This is a genomic window from Afipia sp. GW823-FHT06G09, assembly GCF_058794875.1.
Genome location: NZ_JBXAHF010000001.1, coordinates 526,323 through 541,190, shown reverse-complemented (window position 1 = coordinate 541,190; position 14,868 = coordinate 526,323). Strand labels below are relative to the sequence as shown.

Below are 14,868 nucleotides of genomic sequence, written 5' to 3'. Positions count from 1 at the left end.
TCCAGCCAGCGGCGCATCACGGCATCCGCCAGTCGTAGATCCAGTCCTGCCGGGACAGCAGCCGCGATCCGCCCAGCACCCTGATGACCTGATCGCGCGCGAAGCCGACCGGCCCGCCGAGATGATAGGTCCGGCCGTTCTTGCGCGCCGTGCGCTGCGTCCGGGTCACGCGCGGCGCGCGCAGGCGGGCGTATTCGGCGAATGCCGCCGTCGGATTGGCGGGTGAGCTTTCAAGACATTTCGCAATCACCGCAGCGTCCTCGATGGCCATGCCAGCGCCCTGCGCGGCGAATGGCAGCATGGCGTGGGAGGCATCGCCGAGCAGTGCGATCGGCCCCTTGTTCCAGACGCCGCCGTCGCGCACGGCGAACAGCGCCCATTTGCGCCAGCCGTCGACCGCGCCGATCATCATGCGCGCGGCGATCGGCCATCGCGGCGCCGAGAATTGGTTGGCGATCTCGACCACATCGCCGGGCTCGCTCCAGCCCGGCCTGTTCCATTTGCCCGAGATGATCGCCACCACGTTGATGCGCTTGCCGCCCGACATCGGATAGGCGACCAGATGCGCGTTCGTGCCCATCCAGAGTTGCACGCGCTGCGTATTGAATCCGCGCGGCAGTTGCGTGGCGTCCACCGTGCCGCGCCATGCGATGCTGCCCGTGAACTGCGGCTGCGCTTCGGGGAAGATCTGATGCCGTACGCTGGACCAGACGCCGTCGGCGCCGATCAGCGCCAGCGCCTGCTCCTGCTGCCGCGCCGTGCCCCGCCGCTGAACAACGGTGACGCCCTTCGGATAGACGGCGACGTCCTCGAACTGTGCGCCGAGCCGCAGGTCGATGTCGGGATGGCCGGTGACGCGGGCCAGAAGCGCCGATTGCAGATCGGCCCGGCGGACGATCCAGTAGGGTGCGCCATAGCGCAGCGCTGCGGCCTCGCCGAGGGGGACCCGCCCGATTTCCTTCCCGGTGCGGGCGGTCATGATGCTGATCGAGTCGGGTACGATCATATGCGGCGCAAGAAGCGGCTCAAGGCCGAGATCGATCAGGATGCGGCTGGCGTTGGGGGACAGTTGCAGCCCGGCGCCGGCCTCTTCAAGTTTCGCGGCGCGCTCAAGAACGATGACGCGAAAACCGCGCTGCGCGAGTGCCAGCGCGGTTGTCAGTCCGCCAATACCCGCACCAGCGACAACGATGGTGCGTGAGTCAGCCACAGGTTTTTAGGCGACTTTGTCTTTCACGACGCATTCCGGAGGACGCGCCTGTCCGGCCTTCAGATCGGCGGCATAGCGGTACAGCGTCGAGCAGTAGGGGCAGATGATCTCGTTGTCATCGCCGAGATCGAGAAAGACATGCGGATGATCGAACGGGGGATTGGCGCCCACGCACATGAACTCCCGAGAGCCGATTTCGATGATGGCCACGCCCGCATCGTTATGAAAGTGAGGGACGACGTGATCCGCCATAACAGTTCTACCCCAATCCTGGTCTTGTGCGTCTTTACCCATACCCCAGCACGCGCAGCGACGACGCAGCCGCTGCTTTGCAGCATACCGAGCGATACAGCTTATTCCTAGATTGCGGCATCGGATTCGTCCAATTCGCCGCATGACTTAGCGTGTGAATTCGACACAATCTTGCCGTCTTGGGAAAGCCCTTCTTTCGTTGGGGAGGTTGTGTCCGAAAAACGGCACACCATGTCATCGGCCAGTCATGGGTCTGCCGGACCCATAGGCATGGCAAGGGGTTATCAGTTCGCGATGAAGGCCACCTGAGATGAAAGCCACCTGGCGCATCGGTTTGACCCTCGCGGGTGCGGCTGCTTCGGCGGCGGCATTTGCCGCGCTGTGGCCTCATGCGCGCGAGGCCTCGGCATTGCTGCTGGCCCAGGACAACCCGGCGCGGCTGGCCGATATCCAGGTCAATTCCGCCTTGCGAACGCATGCCGATGCCCTCGGACAGGGCGCAGCCCAGGCGCTCGATGACAACGACGCGGATCTGGCGAAAAGTTTTACCGATCTGGCACAGGACAGGGGTGTCCCGCTGCCGCCCGGACTGGCCGCGCGTGTCGATGCCGCGGTCGCCGATGAGAACTCCACCACAAGCGTGGCGAGACGCTTTGCCACAGGTCTGGTGATCGGCGAAGCGGATGATGTCGCGAGCCTCGCAGGCACCGTCGCGGGCGATCTGTTCGTGTTCGGCGACATCCGCGATGTGGTGCGGGAGGGCAAGCGGCTTGCGATGGGCGAGAACGCCGATCAGTTGGTGCTCGGGCTTGCGAGTGTCGGCCTTGTGGTGACGGCGGCGACTTACGTTTCGGTCGGCGGTGCGACGCCGGTTCGCGCCGGGCTGTCGATGGTGAAGGATGCGCGCAAGGTCGGCCGGCTCGGCGCGGGCCTCACCGAATGGGCGGGACGTTCGGCGCGCGGCGTTGTCGATGCGCCGATGCTGCAGCAGGCGGTCGCAAGCGCATCGATCGCGCGCCCTGGCCAGACCATCAGCGCAGTGAAGGCCGCGTTCAAGGCGGAGAAGGCGGGCGCTCTGGTTCGTCTCGCCAAGGATGTCGGACGCGTCAGCGAAAAGGCGGGCACCAAAGGCGCGCTCGATGTGCTGCGCATTGCCGACGGCCCGAAGGATGTCGCGCGGGCCGCGCGCCTTGCGGAATCCAAAGGCAGCCGGACCCGCGCCATCGTGAAGATTCTCGGGCGCGGCGCGCTGCTGCTGACCGCTGGCGCATTCAATCTGGCATGGTGGGTGTTCGCCGCATTGCTGGCACTGTTCGGGTTTATCACCTCGATCAAGGCAACGACCGAGCGGCTCACGCTGTCATGGATTCAACGTTCCAAACTCAAACGTGTGCGGCGCGAACTTGCCGCGGTCCAGGCGCGGCTCGCAATATGAAATGCGCTGCACCGTCATTGCGAACGAAGCGAAGCAATCCAGAGCAAAAGGTTGGACTTCTTCGTCGCTGTCGCTCCTCGCAATGACGAGGGGGCGCGCGCTAGTCTTGCGCGTCACATCAGGGTAAAGTGGACCTCCGCCATCCACAAATCGTCTTCAATCAAAGTTATGGACTGTCCGATGCCGAGTTTTCACAACGGCTCCGTCGAAATTGCGTATCTCGATGAAGGCGAGGGAGATCCGATCGTTCTCGTTCACGGGTTTGCATCCAGCAAAAACATGAACTGGATTTATCCGGGGTGGGTTTCAACCCTGACCAAGGCGGGACGGCGGGTCATTGCGCTCGACCATCGCGGTCATGGCGAGTCGACGAAACTTTACGATCCCGAGGATTATCACATCGGCACCATGGCCGGTGATGTGAGCGGGTTGATGGATCATCTGAACATCGAACGAGCGGACATGATGGGCTACTCGATGGGCGGGCGCATCACTGCTTACCTCGCCGAGCGCAGCCCGGAGCGTCTGGGCAAGGCGATCCTTGGCGGCATCGGCATGGGCCTGATCGAGGATATCGGCCGGCCCGGCGAGAATGTTGCAGAGGCACTGGAAGCGGCATCGCTCGATGACGTCACCGATCCCGTCGGCCGGACGTTTCGTACCTTTGCAGATCAGACCCGCTCGGATCGCAGGGCGCTCGCGGCCTGTATGCGCGGCTCCCGGCGGCTGATGACGCGCGAGGAAGCAGCCGCGATTACCGTTCCCACACTGATCGCGGTGGGCACGACCGACGACATCGCAGGCTCCGCATCCCGGCTTGCGGACGTCATTCCCGGGTCGCAAGTGCTTGATATTCCAAACCGCGATCACATGCGCGCGGTCGGTGACCGCGTTTACAAGGACGGCGTTCTGGAGTTCCTTGCAAAGCGGCCATGACATACGCCTGAGAAGCAGGGTTGTAGATAATTATTCTACGAACGCGGGAGATAATTATTCCAACGTCAACCTTGGCAAGTGTTGCGGCCTTTCAACTTCCCATTATGTGGTAATATCTCCTCAGCGCTCATCAGCCGGATACTGCACCATGGCCAAGCCTCAACTTGATACCAAGTCGGCCCTTTTGACCGTCGATCCGGTCTGGACCCGCATCCGGGCCGAGGCTGAAGAGATTGTGCAGCGCGAGCCGGAACTCGCGACCTTCATCTATTCAACCGTGCTGCATCACGACCGGCTCGAGGATGCGGTGGTGCATCGTATCGCCGAGCGTCTCGATCATTCGGCGCTGTCCGGCGACCTGATCCGTCAGGCCTACAACGACGCGCTCGAGGCCGAGCCCGATCTCGGCAACGCATTCCGTGCCGATCTTGTTGCGGTATTCGATCGCGACCCAGCGACATCGCGCTTCATCGATCCGCTGCTCTACTTCAAGGGCTTCCATGCCCTTCAGGCGCATCGTCTCGCGCACTGGCTCTACAACAACAGCCGCAAGGATTTCGCCTACTACATCCAGAGCCGCGCGTCGGCGGAATTCCAGACGGATATCAATCCCGCAGCGAAGATCGGCCGCGGGATCTTCCTCGATCACGCCACCGGCCTTGTGGTCGGCGAGACCGCAGTGATCGAGGACAACGTGTCGATCCTGCATGGTGTCACCCTCGGCGGCACCGGCAAGGAGAACGAGGATCGTCATCCGAAAATCCGCCACGGCGTGATGATCGGCGCGGGCGCGAAGATCCTCGGCAACATCGAGATCGGACATTGCGCGCGCATCGCGGCAGGTTCGGTGGTGGTGAAGCCGGTTCCGAACAACGTCACCGTTGCGGGCGTGCCGGCGAAGATCGTCGGCGAGGCCGGATGCGCCGAGCCGTCGCGCACCATGAACCAGATGCTCAACGCCTTCGGCAACTGACGAAATCCCTGCGCTGATCGTGCAATCCGTTCGCAGGACGGCGGCGCATTTTTAGAAAATGCACGCTGGCGGTCTGCGCCGGATCGTTTTAAAGCTATCGCCAACAATCACTGTTCAGTTGGAGAAGCGCCCGTGGACGTTACGGAAGTCAGAAAGCTCGACGCCTATCTCAAGCGTCTGTTCGGCAATCCCAAAATCCGCGTTGTGCCGCGCCCCAAGAAGGACGACTCGGCCGAGGTCTATATCGGTGAGGAGTTCATCGGCGTGCTGTTCGTCGATGACGAGGACGATGATCGGTCCTACCAGTTCCAGATGGCGATCCTCGAAACCGACATCGAGGAAGAGGTCTGATTCAGTCGCATCGTGAATTGGCTTGAATTAAAGATCGTCATGCCCGGCCTTGTGCCGGGCATCCACGTCTTTGGAACAAGCAAGACGTGGATGGCCGGGACGAGCCCGGCCATGACGGCGTCAAATTTGCTCAGCCGTGCGGCCTGCGCATTCTGATGATGATCTGATCCATTGCGCCCGCGACGTCGCGCCATTTCGACAGCCAGTCGCGCGGAAACCTGAACGTCAAATCCGCCCCCTCGATACGACGCTCGGCAAGGCACATGCCGGGCGTTTTCGCATCGCGCGTGCAGCGCGCGATGATCTGCGGCGTTGAAGCGTAAACCAGATCCTCGTTCGCGTAGGGCGTGTTGTCGCGGAACGGCCGGATGCTCAAGCCGTCCTGAATGCTTCCGGCATTCTGATCGAGATAGCGCGGATAGATCGTCCGCGTCCGATCGTCCGGCGAGAGCGCATCGTGATGCGCCGCGATCGACAGGAAGATGCGGTCGATCTCGGGCAGATTGTCCTCGACCGTTTCCGCGCTCACAGGCTGCCGCGCCTCGGGCGCTTCAAGCGACGGATAGGCGAAGTTGAGATCGACGCGTTCCTGCGGGCCGGTCCGCTTCTGCACCTTCACGCGGATCGCCTGGGTCGGCACGTTGAACAGCGTGTTGCCGATGCTGATCGGCAGGCGCGACGGATCGCCGGCCTTCTCGACACCCCAGGTCGGCCACAGCAGATAAGCCACCACACCGACGGCGCAGGCGCCGATCACGCCCATGATCAGGAACGGCACAAAGTGTCCGCGCTGGGCGCGCCGCGCGGGAGCCGGTCGGGGCGTTGCCGAAGAATACAGAGCCATGAGCAGAAGACAGACGTTCCAGGAGGTGGCTCGCCAGGCGAGCGCCGAATCGCGGCGATTATGCCATGCGCCGGGAGATTTCCTCCCGGGTTCCGTGCGGGCGGACCCTGTCCGAGCCATGCGTCCGGGGCCGAACGCCGCCGCGGTGTTAACCTTTTTTTAAGGATAAAGTGGCGGGCACGGCGGCATTTTGCGAAGCCTAGGGACGAGCCAGCCGGCACTGCGGATCGCAGGACACCGGTGTGTGCATCGAATTGTTCTCGTGCGTTGTGAGTCCCGACGGATGTCGCCTGAAGCCCTCAATTCCTTCTTCGCCATTTTCATTGGATTTGCGCTTGCGGGGGCGCTGACCAGCGGCTTTCAGGCTTTCATGGAAAAGCCTCCCGGTTTCGGATTGCTGATGCAGGAGGCGAGCGCGAAGGCTTTCGCCGCCGTGCCGTTTCTGGTGTTCGCGGCCCCCTTCATCATCATGCGCAATACCGTGCGCGGCCGCACGATCGAAGGCCGACGGGTTCAGTTCGTCGCGATGGCCACCGTCATCGCCGGATTCTGGAGCATGATGTCCGGCACGTTCGTCCTGATGCTGCTGGAAACCGCCGGCATCATCGCCTGATTTCCAGCCGTTCCCACACTCGCCAGACCCTGTTTATTCGTGGCATGGTCGCTCCGGATTTTCCGCGTTCGATCTGAAGCGCGTTACTGGAGACGACAAGAGAATGGCGATCTACGAACTCGACGGGCGCGCGCCCGAACTTCCTGCCGACGGACAATACTTCATCGCCGAGACCGCGACGGTGATCGGCAACGTGCGCCTGAAGACCAACGCCAGCGTCTGGTTCGGTTCGGTGCTGCGCGGTGACAACGAGCTGATCGAGATCGGCGAAGGCTCCAATGTGCAGGACAACTGCACCTTTCACACCGATCCCGGATTTCCGCTGACCATCGGCAAGAACTGCACCATTGGTCACAACGTGATCCTGCACGGCTGCACCATCGAGGACGGCGCGCTGATCGGCATGGGCGCGATCATCATGAATGGCGCGCGCATCGGCAAGGGCTGCATCGTCGGCGCGGGTTCGGTCATCACCGAAGGCAAGACATTCGAGGATCGTGCGCTCGTGATCGGCGCACCGGCACGTGCGATCAAGACGCTGACGCTGGAGCAGGTCACCGCCATGACCTACGGCGCCGCGCACTACGTGCACAACGGCAAGCGCTTCAAGGCAGGCCTGAAGAAGATCGGGTGAGCTGGCGCTGCGCTTTTGCCTTTACGGACGTTTCGTTTTCAGACGGGTGAGCACCGGAAGTGTCCTCGCGCATCAGACCTTTCGCGTCGGCGATCGCCTTGGCCGCCTCACGCCGGCTCGCGCATTTGAGGACGCTTTGCTCCCCTGACTGAACGATAAAATCTCGTCCGTCCTTGATGATCGCGTATCGCACCATGTGGCCGATCCCCGTGTTCACCGTCGCTTGTAGAGAAAAAAGCGCGCGCCGTCGGCAAACATGTGGCGTTATACCCGGCGCCGTGGCCGATGGTTTCCGGGTGATTAAGCTGATCGAACAGCGAGCCTATTCTTGCAATGTTCGGAGCGGTCCACGCCGCCGGCTCGTTCTGGAACTCCACCCAGAGGATTGGACTAAAAGCTGAGCAAGGCGCGCTGCCTTTCGCGCGCGGAGCGATTATATTGAAGTTGTTGTCAACAACCGAAAGGAGGTGGTCCAGTGTCTATAACCAAGCGCTGTCACCTCGCTGAGGCCGCCCGCTAAGCCATCATGGCTTCGGACAGGGCGGTCTTTCCGCCTGGTTCAGCGAGATTAGGGAAGGGCGCGTCGGGAAACCCGGCGCGCCCTTCTTGCTATGCGCCTTAGCCCACCAGCAAAAAGATCGCGCCGACCGCGAGCATCGCGAGACCGGGCCATGTCTCTTTCAGGCGGAATCCGGCAGCGGGCTCGGATGGCTCCAGGGTGGGTTCTGGCGTCGCCGCGGGCGTTCGTCTGACAGAACTGAGCCGCGCCCGAAACATCGGCTGCGCCGCCAGGAATATCAGGCCGCCGAACATCAACAGTGCGCCAAACAGAAGGGTCAGCATCCTCGCCTCCGAGGCTTGCCACGGGGAGTCAAACCCGCGCCGGCGACTTGGTTCCTGTGAGGCGCCGCCGCAGGTGGTCTGGAAAAAGTTGCGGCCAGCTCTTGGGGGAGAGCTGGCCGCGCACGGTCCGGTCTGGGACGGGGAGGGGTGGGGATACGACCGGAGCGTGGGTTCCTATGACTTCAAGTATTCAATTTTGAGCATGACGTTTCGGTCATGCTCGAATTCTCAGCGTGAACTTGCGGTAGCAACGGCGGGACGCGAGTCTCCGAGCGACACCCAGGCCAGCGCATCGGTCTGCGACTGACGCTTGACGAAGCGGTAGCCGGTCTCGGTCCACGCCACGACGTCCTCGTTCTGGTTGTCGAGGATGAACTCGCCCTTGTCGGACTTCACGGTCAGCACCGCGTGACCTTCGCCCTTTTTGTCGCGCACCACCGTGATCAGCAGCGCTTCGCGCGGCCATCCGGCGTCGATCAGCATCTTGCGCTTGAGCAGGACATAGTCCTCGCAGTCGCCATATCCGTCGGTGGGATACGACCACTTCTCGATGACGCCCCAGTGATCCATGTCGGTCATCGGCTTGATGGTCTCGTTGACCCAGCGATTGACCCGCAGCAGATCCTTCCACGCCGCCTGCGTCATCACGATGTCGCGGGCCTGCGTCGCACCGCCCCGGCAATCACCGGGATTCTCGGCGCAGAATTCGACCCAGCCGATCGGCGCACGTGTGGTGTCGCCCAGGCTGGCATAAAGCACGCGTTCGCCTGCGGCATGCGCCGCAACCGTCATCCCCAACAGGCTGGCGACAACCGCCAGACCGACTCCCCGTCCACGAATTGAAAACATTGTGGCCCCCGTTTTTCTTGTTGGGACCACTTTTCACATAAAGGATTTTCGCCGCGGCTAAGTCGTCAAAGTACAATTGAGACGAATACAAGTAAAAGCTGCGATTAATTCGATCTATACTTGAATAAAATGAGCATAAAATTTGAAATACCTGCGTTTGATTCAAATTTTATCTATTAACACCTAACCCAATGATGTGATTGCGGTTTTCAGGCGAGCGCGAATGCGCCCGGATCGGCCAGCCAGGCGTCCAAAACGCTTCAGGGCGACACCCGGATAAGGGTATCGCCCTGAAAAGCCTCAAAATCAGAGATTTGGTAACCGCAGCGCTTTACTGGGCGCTTACGTTGTCTTCGACAGTCTCCGGAAGCTGCGCGTGAACGAACTCGATCGCGAAGCCTTCTTCGAGGTGGCGGACGACGCGGGCCTGCACACGGCCGAGGGTCACGGGTTCGCCGACCAGCGGCTTGATCTCGGCGGCCAGCGCCGCGCCGGACAGCGAAAGGTCCATGATCCGGCAGGCCATGGCGCGGCCGTCGTCGAACTTGAGGATCGACATCGGATTGCGCGGCACGATGCGGTCGTGGCGGCGGTCTTCCGGCAGATTCAGGATCTGGCGGTTGGCGAGCCAGGTGAGCTGGGCGGCGAGCTTGTCCCGCTTGCGGGGTGTCGCGCCGACCGTCATCGCGAAGCCGTTGTCGAGCAGGCGGGTGATCTTGCCTTCGACGCGGCCGATGTGGTCGAGATAGGCCACCACGCGCTCACCGACATTGCCGATGCCGGGCGCCAGCATGGCGAGGCCGCCGGGAGACATATTGATCACCTGACACGGAAATTCGCGCCGGTCCGACAGCATGTAGCGGCCGAGCAGGTGAACCTTCACGCGCTGAAAGCGTCGCCGCTCCTGAGCGGACGGACGGATCGATTGTCTTTGCACCAACGCCATCATCACACCGGTCGACCGGTTTTTCGGTATGATGAACCTTACGGCCCGTAGGGTTAATGATGTGTTAGTCCTAATGAACTGCGCTTCTCTCAGCGCATGCCTTCGTACACGGTGAGGCCGCGGATCAGCGACCACTTCCGGAGCGCGCGCGGTCCGCGCCGGTCCTGCTTCAAGTGACGCCATGAGGTGAGGCTGAAATCTTTCAGGCTGCCGTAGGCCTGCAACTCTCCGACAGGACTGAGCGGCGCGAGCAATCCGGTCATGCTGATCGGCGCGTGGGAGCGGGCGCTGAACGGCAACAGCAGCAGTTCGAGATGAATCCGCGTTCCGTCCGGGGCCAGTGAGGTGGCGCCGGCGACGGTGGCCTGGGTTTCGTGGGCCACAATTCCGAGAATGTCCTGCATCTCTCCGCGATCGGCCTCGCGGAACAGGCTGAGGAGGCTTTGTCCCTTCAGGTCGGCGCCGAACAGGGCGCACATCCGGGTTCCAGCCACCCGGAACGGGTAGCCAGCCGAGGCATCGCAGGACAGCACGAAGATGTCGCCGAGCAGATGCCGGACCTGGCCGGGTTCCAGATCGCCCCGCTCGGGAGCAGCCGCGCCGGCGCGCTTCCTGTCCCAATAGGCGTAGAATTCCCGGCTTGCTGGATGCTTCATGACCCGATTCCGCCCCGCGGACGACGATGGCGGGACAGATTTGTCCCGCTTTCAGGCGCCGCGAGGCCCCTTTCTGTTGTGCGGGACTTGAGGTGCAGCGTCCATGCCGGAGCGGGGATTTGGCTTTCTCCCAGCCGGATTTGCGTTGTTAAGATTAATTTAACTATGAGCTTCGTGGAAACGCGGAGGGCGGTTAGTGTCCGGTCACTCCAAGTTGCCGGTCTTCTCCAGGGATCGGCGGTTGTGAACTCAAGGTTGAATACAGGCGGCGGAAAACGATCCGGTCATTGTACGGGGAGGGGTGGGGATACCCGGAGCGTGAACAGCGCTCTTACTCGGACAGTCCGTGCAAAAGACCGGCGAGACCAAGGGAGGGCCTTAAAGCCCTCCCTTTTCTTTTGCCTGCCGCTTGCACCCCACCGCGAAAGCCGCCTATCTCAGAAGGTAGCCCCTTCGGATGTTGTGTGCCTTGGATTCTCCTCAATCCCCCCGCGAACCGATCCTGACCATTCCGTTCGGGATGACGGCCATTCTTGTTGTCATGGCTGGCATCCACGGCGTGCGCGCGTTGTTGCCGCTCGCCACGGATCAGGAGGTGATCTGGACGTTCGGCTTCGTGCCCGCGCGCTACGACGCATCGGTGCTGGCCGGGCAATTTCCCGGCGGTTTCGGCGCTGAAGTCTGGACATTCCTGACCTACGCTTTCCTGCATGCGGATATCACCCACATCGCCTTCAACATGCTGTGGATGCTCCCGTTTGGCAGTGCGGTCGCGCGCCGGTTCGGCACGGTGCGGTTCTTTGCATTCTTCGCCGTGACGGCTATTGCCGGCGCGTTCGCGCATCTTGTGACGCATCAGCATGAGGTTGCTCCGATGATCGGTGCATCCGCCGCCGTATCGGGCATGATGGCTGCCGCCATCCGCTTCGCCTTCCAGCATGGAAGCTTCCTGTCGTTCCGGCGCGGCGATGCCGAAGCCGCGGCGCGCGTCCCCGCGCTCTCGCTGGTGCGGTCGCTGCAGAACTCGAGCGTGCTGGGATTCCTCGCCGTCTGGTTCGGCCTCAACATCATCACCGGCCTCGGCGCGATCGCCATCGGCGCATCGGCACAGAGCATCGCGTGGCAGGCGCATATCGGCGGCTTCATCGCCGGTCTGGTGTTGTTTTCATTGTTCGACCCGGTGCCGCGCGCGATTGTGCAGGACAACAATGCTGGCGTTTTGCCGCCTGCGTCAGACTGACCCGTGCCTGTTGCTTCTGGCTGACCTGCGCAATACCTGCAGTCTTGCGAGCAGGTGGTATTTGCTCCATCATCGCCACGGATGACGCTGGAGGCGCGAGAAACCAATCAGACGATACGTTGTTTGACTCGACAGCAGAATTGAAAGCCGCGCCGCGCACGACTTCAACGCGCAACCCCGCGGCCGGAGTTTCGGGAGGCTACAATGACGGTTCGGGCAATTCTGGGTACCAAAGGCCACCAGGTGATCAGCGTGTCGCCGGAAACCAAGCTTTCGGCAGCGATCAAGATTCTCTCCGAGCGCCGCATCGGCGCCGTGCTGGTGATGAGCGGCCAGAAAATCGACGGCATCCTCTCAGAGCGCGATGTGGTGCGCGTGCTTGGCGAGCGCGGCGCAGGGGCTCTCGAAGAGCCGGTTCGCAGCGTGATGACACCGAAAGTCATCACCTGCCGGGAAACCGACACCGTCGGCGCGATCATGGAAGTGATGACGTCCGGAAAATTCAGGCATCTGCCTGTCGTTGAGAACGACAGGATCGTCGGCCTGATTTCGATCGGCGACGTGGTGAAGTGGCGTGTCGCGGAATTCGAGCGCGAGCAGGAAGCGCTGCACGACTACATCAAGACTGCCTGATTTATCGAGCCTCCTCGTCATTGCGAGGAGCGTAGCGACGAAGCAATCCAGCTTTCCTGAAGAATGGATTGCTTCGCTTCGCTTGCAATGACGTCAGGGCTGCGTCGGCTGCGCTGTGCCCGGCGTCTGGTTTGTTGTCGGCGAGAGCAGATTGATCGCTTCCTGAATCGATTCAATGTTGCGTTCGGCGGCGCGGGTGCCGTGAGCGATCACTTCTTCGGCGCGATGAAAGTCGAACCATCCGATCTTGCCGACGCGCGGCGAGATCAGAACATCCGGCGGGTCGCCCGCGAGGCGCGAGCGCGTGATGCGGTCCTGCATGATGTTGAAGGCTTCGACCATGACGGTCGAAATTCCGGGGCGCCCGGCGCTTCCGAAGAATTCGCGCTTCACCGCCTTTTCGGCCGAGAAGAATTTTCCGAAGCCGCGTTTTTCAACGACCGGCTCCGGCGGCTGTTCCGGTTCTGCGATGCGTCGCGGGGAGGAGATAAGGGTACCGTGTCCGAACACGTCGGTCGAGACGTTGCACGCGATGACGATTTCCGCGCCGAGCGCGCGGGCTGCCGAAACCGGCACGGGATTGACCAGCGCGCCGTCCACCAGCCAGCGATCATCGACGAGCACGGGCTCGAAAATGCCGGGCAGGGCGTAAGATGCACGCACGGCCTCGACCAGCTTTCCGTTGGTGATCCAGATTTCGTGTCCCGTGTTCACCTCGGTGGAGACGGCGGCGAACTTCAATGGCAGTTCGTCGATGTAGATCCCGCCGAACGATGCCTCGAGCTGCGCGGCGAGCTTGCTCCCGCCGATGATTCCTGAGCCGTTGAGGCGGATGTCGAGATAGCTGAAGATATTGCGCGGCTGCAGGCCCCGGGCCCATGTCTCGAGCGTGTCGAGGTGTCCGGCCGCATACGAGCCGCCGACCACGGCTCCGATGGATGTCCCGACAATCACGTCGGGGACGATGCCGTGGGCGAGGAGCGTCCGCAGGATACCGATATGTGCGAAACCACGCGCCGCGCCGCCGCCGAGCGCAAGCCCGATCTTGGGCTTCTTTGTCTGTGCGGCCCCCAGCTCCATCTTGTTCCTTGCGCCGTTGTGACGAAATCCAATCAAACTCTCGAGCAACGCACGTCTCCTGAGGCCTGATGACAGCGAATCGGCCGCTCTCGACCGGTTTTCCTCATCAGAACGCGAAATGGGTGTGATTGTGCCGTGGACACGCGTCTCGCGTAATCAGGAAATGTGACTGTAGCGCGGCCTGTCCGCGCGCAGAAGGCGTTATTCTCCCCAGGTCGGCTCCGGAAGGGCCGTCAAGCACCTTGTCAGGCTTGAATTTGCCTCGTTTTCGGTGAAAAACCTCCGCCATGACAGCCCCCGGACACCGCCGCAGGATAGCCGTGCGTGACTCGCGCACCGGCATGCCTGATGCCCTGCGCCGTCACGCATTGGCATTGACGTGCGCGCTGGCGGGGTTGATTGCCGTCGCGGCGCTGCAGCCCGCGGCTGCCCAGTTCATCGGCGATGCGCCGCCGCCAATTCCCCCGGCCAACGTCCCTGTGCCCCCGACGCCTTCTGGCCCGGCGATCAGCCTCGCGCCGCCGTCCGGTCCTGCCGCCACACCGGGTTTGCCTGCAACCCTCACTCAGCCGCCGGTCACCACGGCAACACCGCCGCAACCGGCAGCGACGCCATCGCAAGGTGTGCTCGCGCTCAACGCCCGGTTCGGCAAGGATCTGCCAGCCGTCAGCAGCGGCGTGATCTGGCGGGTCTATTCAGACAAGCCCGACGCCAGCGGCGCGTTCCAGCTGGTGCGCGAAGACCGCAGCCCGACGCCGAACATCGTTCTGGCGCCCGGCGGCTATGTCGTTCACGCATCGCTCGGTCTTGTCAGCGCGGTTCGTCCGGTCACGCTGCGCAATGATACCGTGCGCGAGCAGTTCGATCTTCCCGCCGGCGGTCTGCGCATCGAAGGCCGCGTCGGCACCACCAAGATCCCGCAAGGACAGATCACGTTCTCGATCTACAAGGGCAGCCAATTCGAAGTCGGCGAGCGTGCTCCGCTCGCGCAGAACGTCGCCGCGGGCGACGTGATGCTGGTGCCGGAAGGCACCTACTACATCATCTCGAACTACGGCGACGCGAACTCGGTGGTGCGCTCCGACATTCGCGTGCAGGCGGGCAAGCTGACCGACGTCACCGTCACCCATCGCGCGGCGGTCATCACGCTGAAGCTCGTGAGCGACAAGGGCGGCGAAGCGCTCGCCAACACCGCGTGGTCGGTCATCACGCCCGCCGGTGACGTGATCAAGGAATACAACGGCGCCTTTCCGAAAGTTATCCTTTCGGAAGGCGAATATCGCGTGATCGCGAAGAACGAAGGCAAGGTGTTTGAGCGGCCCTTCAATGTCAGCAACGGCGTCGACGGCGAGATCGAAGTCGTCGCGCGATAA

18 protein-coding genes are annotated in these 14,868 nt (G+C 62.4%); 9 read left to right on the top strand and 9 right to left on the bottom strand.

The genetic code is table 11. From position 1 onward, the window contains the following. Nucleotides 1-16 precede the first annotated feature (16 nt). Both AC1Q67_RS02735 and AC1Q67_RS02730 read right to left on the bottom strand, forming a co-directional pair. Nucleotides 17-1,210, bottom strand: a complete 1,194-nt coding sequence (locus AC1Q67_RS02735; protein ID WP_492235302.1) for an FAD-dependent oxidoreductase — start codon at nucleotides 1,208-1,210, stop codon at nucleotides 17-19. A gap of 6 nt (nucleotides 1,211-1,216) precedes the next feature. Continuing rightward, nucleotides 1,217-1,462, bottom strand: a complete 246-nt coding sequence (locus AC1Q67_RS02730) for a zinc-finger domain-containing protein (protein WP_024574924.1) — start codon at nucleotides 1,460-1,462, stop codon at nucleotides 1,217-1,219. Between the two features lie 310 nt (nucleotides 1,463-1,772). On the opposite strand from AC1Q67_RS02730, the gene AC1Q67_RS02725 reads away from it, so the two are divergent. From AC1Q67_RS02725 to AC1Q67_RS02710, 4 genes are all read left to right on the top strand, one after another. Further along, a complete protein-coding gene (locus tag AC1Q67_RS02725) occupies nucleotides 1,773-2,897 on the top strand; it encodes a hypothetical protein (protein ID WP_492235303.1) in 1,125 nt (374 codons plus the stop codon). A 180-nt stretch (nucleotides 2,898-3,077) separates the two neighbouring features. Next, the gene (locus AC1Q67_RS02720; RefSeq protein WP_492235304.1) at nucleotides 3,078-3,833 is read left to right on the top strand and encodes an alpha/beta fold hydrolase; all 756 of its coding nucleotides are present in this window, start codon (nucleotides 3,078-3,080) and stop codon (nucleotides 3,831-3,833) included. Between the two features lie 148 nt (nucleotides 3,834-3,981). Further along, nucleotides 3,982-4,806 carry a serine O-acetyltransferase gene (gene cysE, locus AC1Q67_RS02715; RefSeq protein WP_492235305.1) on the top strand — a complete coding sequence of 275 codons (825 nt, stop codon included), beginning with the start codon at nucleotides 3,982-3,984 and terminating at the stop codon, nucleotides 4,804-4,806. Nucleotides 4,807-4,938: 132 nt separating this feature from the next. Next, nucleotides 4,939-5,157, top strand: a complete 219-nt coding sequence (locus AC1Q67_RS02710) for a DUF3126 family protein (RefSeq protein ID WP_024574927.1) — start codon at nucleotides 4,939-4,941, stop codon at nucleotides 5,155-5,157. 130 nt (nucleotides 5,158-5,287) lie between these two features. On the opposite strand, the gene AC1Q67_RS02705 is transcribed toward AC1Q67_RS02710, so the two are convergent. Beyond that, nucleotides 5,288-6,001 carry a hypothetical protein gene (locus AC1Q67_RS02705; protein ID WP_492235306.1) on the bottom strand — a complete coding sequence of 238 codons (714 nt, stop codon included), beginning with the start codon at nucleotides 5,999-6,001 and terminating at the stop codon, nucleotides 5,288-5,290. A 283-nt stretch (nucleotides 6,002-6,284) separates the two neighbouring features. Between AC1Q67_RS02705 and AC1Q67_RS02700 the strand changes: the two genes are divergently transcribed. Both AC1Q67_RS02700 and AC1Q67_RS02695 read left to right on the top strand, forming a co-directional pair. Further along, nucleotides 6,285-6,614, top strand: a complete 330-nt coding sequence (locus AC1Q67_RS02700; protein ID WP_006021245.1) for a DUF6949 family protein — start codon at nucleotides 6,285-6,287, stop codon at nucleotides 6,612-6,614. A 103-nt stretch (nucleotides 6,615-6,717) separates the two neighbouring features. Further along, a complete protein-coding gene (locus AC1Q67_RS02695) occupies nucleotides 6,718-7,248 on the top strand; it encodes a gamma carbonic anhydrase family protein (RefSeq protein ID WP_492235307.1) in 531 nt (176 codons plus the stop codon). On the opposite strand, the gene AC1Q67_RS02690 is transcribed toward AC1Q67_RS02695, so the two are convergent. The 5 genes from AC1Q67_RS02690 to AC1Q67_RS02670 all read right to left on the bottom strand — a co-directional run bounded on the left by AC1Q67_RS02690 (nucleotide 7,220) and on the right by AC1Q67_RS02670 (nucleotide 10,542). Continuing rightward, on the bottom strand, nucleotides 7,220-7,444 hold the full coding sequence (locus AC1Q67_RS02690; protein ID WP_024578174.1) for a hypothetical protein: 225 nt from the start codon (nucleotides 7,442-7,444) through the stop codon (nucleotides 7,220-7,222). The genes AC1Q67_RS02695 and AC1Q67_RS02690 overlap by 29 nt on opposite strands. Nucleotides 7,445-7,866: 422 nt before the next feature. Beyond that, complete coding sequence (locus AC1Q67_RS02685) at nucleotides 7,867-8,091, bottom strand: hypothetical protein (protein ID WP_024574930.1); 225 nt, start codon at nucleotides 8,089-8,091, stop codon at nucleotides 7,867-7,869. 228 nt (nucleotides 8,092-8,319) lie between these two features. Beyond that, on the bottom strand, nucleotides 8,320-8,940 hold the full coding sequence (locus AC1Q67_RS02680) for a transglutaminase-like cysteine peptidase (RefSeq protein WP_492235308.1): 621 nt from the start codon (nucleotides 8,938-8,940) through the stop codon (nucleotides 8,320-8,322). A 331-nt stretch (nucleotides 8,941-9,271) separates the two neighbouring features. Next, nucleotides 9,272-9,889 carry a PilZ domain-containing protein gene (locus AC1Q67_RS02675; RefSeq protein WP_492235309.1) on the bottom strand — a complete coding sequence of 206 codons (618 nt, stop codon included), beginning with the start codon at nucleotides 9,887-9,889 and terminating at the stop codon, nucleotides 9,272-9,274. Nucleotides 9,890-9,975: 86 nt separating this feature from the next. Next, complete coding sequence (locus AC1Q67_RS02670; RefSeq protein ID WP_492235310.1) at nucleotides 9,976-10,542, bottom strand: PAS domain-containing protein; 567 nt, start codon at nucleotides 10,540-10,542, stop codon at nucleotides 9,976-9,978. Between the two features lie 469 nt (nucleotides 10,543-11,011). Between AC1Q67_RS02670 and AC1Q67_RS02665 the strand changes: the two genes are divergently transcribed. After that, nucleotides 11,012-11,782 (top strand): rhomboid family intramembrane serine protease, encoded by a 771-nt coding sequence (locus AC1Q67_RS02665; protein ID WP_492235311.1) that lies wholly within the window; start codon nucleotides 11,012-11,014, stop codon nucleotides 11,780-11,782. A gap of 204 nt (nucleotides 11,783-11,986) precedes the next feature. Beyond that, the gene (locus AC1Q67_RS02660; RefSeq protein WP_024574935.1) at nucleotides 11,987-12,415 is read left to right on the top strand and encodes a CBS domain-containing protein; all 429 of its coding nucleotides are present in this window, start codon (nucleotides 11,987-11,989) and stop codon (nucleotides 12,413-12,415) included. Nucleotides 12,416-12,508: 93 nt separating this feature from the next. On the opposite strand, the gene AC1Q67_RS02655 is transcribed toward AC1Q67_RS02660, so the two are convergent. Then, nucleotides 12,509-13,543: a patatin-like phospholipase family protein gene (locus AC1Q67_RS02655; protein ID WP_024574936.1), complete on the bottom strand. Its 1,035-nt coding sequence runs from the start codon at nucleotides 13,541-13,543 to the stop codon at nucleotides 12,509-12,511. Between the two features lie 293 nt (nucleotides 13,544-13,836). Here AC1Q67_RS02655 and AC1Q67_RS02650 point away from each other — a divergent pair, with 293 nt between their 5' ends. Beyond that, nucleotides 13,837-14,868, top strand: coding sequence for an RgsD C-terminal domain-containing protein (locus AC1Q67_RS02650; RefSeq protein WP_492235714.1), 1,032 nt, complete (start codon nucleotides 13,837-13,839; stop codon nucleotides 14,866-14,868).